The organism is Lacticaseibacillus salsurae (genome assembly GCF_045862175.1).
GTDB lineage: Bacteria > Bacillota > Bacilli > Lactobacillales > Lactobacillaceae > Lacticaseibacillus > Lacticaseibacillus salsurae.
Genome location: NZ_BAAFZI010000117.1, coordinates 1 through 2,286, shown reverse-complemented (window position 1 = coordinate 2,286; position 2,286 = coordinate 1). Strand labels below are relative to the sequence as shown.

Annotated in this window: 4 protein-coding genes and 1 pseudogene; 3 read left to right on the top strand and 2 right to left on the bottom strand. The window is 39.2% G+C overall.

All coding sequences use genetic code 11. The features are described from left to right. Positions 1–271 (top strand): transposase (locus ACKTSG_RS14065; RefSeq protein ID WP_407895641.1); only part of this gene is annotated, 271 nt, incomplete at its 5' end. 4 nt (positions 272–275) lie between these two features. On the opposite strand, the pseudogene ACKTSG_RS14060 reads toward ACKTSG_RS14065, so the two are convergent. Then, positions 276–440 (bottom strand): annotated as a pseudogene (locus tag ACKTSG_RS14060) (IS30 family transposase); the annotation flags it as partial. A 365-nt stretch (positions 441–805) separates the two neighbouring features. Between ACKTSG_RS14060 and ACKTSG_RS14055 the strand changes: the two are divergent. Further along, positions 806–1,249 (top strand): LytTR family DNA-binding domain-containing protein, encoded by a 444-nt coding sequence (locus tag ACKTSG_RS14055; protein WP_062688974.1) that lies wholly within the window; start codon positions 806–808, stop codon positions 1,247–1,249. Further along, positions 1,246–1,698: a DUF3021 domain-containing protein gene (locus ACKTSG_RS14050; RefSeq protein ID WP_062688972.1), complete on the top strand. Its 453-nt coding sequence runs from the start codon at positions 1,246–1,248 to the stop codon at positions 1,696–1,698. The genes ACKTSG_RS14055 and ACKTSG_RS14050 overlap by 4 nt, the downstream gene beginning before the upstream one ends. Before the next feature lie 335 nt (positions 1,699–2,033). Here ACKTSG_RS14050 and ACKTSG_RS14045 read toward each other — a convergent pair. Continuing rightward, the coding region (locus tag ACKTSG_RS14045; RefSeq protein WP_407891817.1) for a transposase at positions 2,034–2,286 on the bottom strand (253 nt) is incomplete at its 5' end.

Genomic DNA, 2,286 nt, shown 5'->3' with positions numbered 1-2,286 from the left:
CAAATGCGTCTACCACGAATTCAAGTATCAGGCCGCGTCATGGGGTAAAGCTCGCCGTGTTATCGTATGTTCTACTCATACGGCAGATGAGCTAGTTCCCTGGAACCACGCATTCGTAGTGACCAGCTTAGCCTCCGAGGCTCCAGAGACTTTGTTCAAGACCTATAGACAGCGGGGCAATGCTGAGAACCAAATTAAGGAGCTGAAATGCGGGTTCCTCAATTTTCAAGTCAAGTGCAACGATGATAACGAATCCTTGATAGTGGTCTAGGTTGTTAAGCCATGCGTCGGTAGTAATCGCATGGTCGAAGATAGTTCAGAATACGTCTGGGACGATGGTTCAGTGCTGATTGGACTGCTTGGATCTCAACCAGCGTAACGTCCCTGAGAGACTTTTCCTTCGGGAAGTACTCCCTGAGTAGTCCGTTGGTGTTCTCGTTGTTGCACTTGACTTGAAAATTGAGGAAAAAATTACAATTAGTTTTTTGTAAAATACATAAGGTTCCTATTGTGGTTTACATTTATAAGCAATACTTTATTTATGTCTAACGCGTCCTGTCTTCTTCCAAGGCAACCTTCAATTTATAAAACGGTTATTTTTAGGTCAAAATAAGTGTACCCCTTGGAGCCTGCTCCAGGTCAACAAATAAATCCATGTTATAGGATTGAAAAATTTAAAGGAAGTTAATCACGGAAAGTAATCTTTTGTTTTACCGTTTGTCGTAGTAAAACGACCGATTATCCTAATTAGCTGGTTTTTAATTATCGAATTATCCAAGATACACATTAAAGGGGGGGAACAAGTATGTTGATCCGTTTAAATATTTCGAAGTTGTTTCATAATTCATTTATCACTATAAACTCTAACCAAAGAACTGACGAGCTTAATAATGTAGCTATAGCGATTGACGAAGTCGTTAATAAGAAGAAAGTTATTGGTTATCACGATAATCAACGCAAAATAATCCCATTTTATCAAATTATTAGTGTCCACACTGACGGGAAAAATGTAGTTTGCGAAACTATGGAAGGCATATATCGGATTCATGAACGTATCTATGAACTGAAGACATTACTCCCCAGTTCATTGTTTTCTCAGCTCTCTAATTCAGAAATTGTTAATATTTCTCAAATAAAAAATTTTGGTTTAAGTCAAACAGGAATTTATCAAGTAAATTTATTGAATGGAAGGCAAACCTACACGTCTAGAAGATACACACAAGCAATCAAGCGGGAGTTGTTAAAATGAAAAAAATAATGAATAGGAGTTTATTTGGGATTTCAACTGGAGTTTCCATTGGCTTTGTAATTGCACTGACCTTTTCTTTTATCTATCAAAGTCATAATTTTGTTCCTTCGGCACCTAATTTTATTGCTTATTTTTCGTCAAATACCATGGCAACAGCTTTTTCCACAATTTTATGGGCAGGTATGGGGCTTGTCTTCAGCCTTTCTAATATGATTTTTGAAAGAGATCAGTGGAGTATTACACGTCAAACGGTTGTTCATTTTGGAATAACCTATGTTTGCTTCACACCCCTAGCAATTCTAGCCGGCTGGTTTCCTTTAAATGCTTTTTGGTTAATTGGCTATACTATTATCTATTTGTTAATTTACGTTAGTATTTGGTCAGCCTCAATGTTAATTGCTAAAAAGAAAGTCCAAGAACTCAATCGCCTTATTCAGAAAAGAAAGTAAATAATTTTATATCTAAAGGTTGAAAGTATCAAATAGACCGTAACCATTGATGTCAAACGGTTATGGCACGGTATATTACTAGTTTCCACTTCATTGAGCATTACCGAGTAGCCTGGCCAGGCTACTCGGTAATGCTTTTATAAATTCGTCAAAAATAATAGTTAATCCTGGATTATTCACCTCGGTATTTGGTACATGAAATCGCATCTGGCCGGTCTGAAAGCAACGTTTGGAGCGTTGCGAATACTGACTGAGCGGAGAAGTTGGTGATCGATGCACCACGAACAGACCGACCCAGTTTTCGGCTCGACGCACGACCTATTCAGTTATTCAGTTCAGGTTGCCAACTGATGGACTTCGTCCATGAGCCGACTAAACCAGTTCTTGTAAACATAGTTAGAAGCAAGATGAATCACCACACGACGGGCGTGCCAAGTAATCCTACCGGCGATGTGAAAGAGACTGAACCGTAGCGAGGAGATGGTTGAACGACGGTCTTCCGAGACAAAGAGCTGTTTAAAGAGCTGAACCAGGTTATAGGCAATACCGGTGATCAAGGCTCGTGCAGTGTTCCGTGCAAAAGTTGAG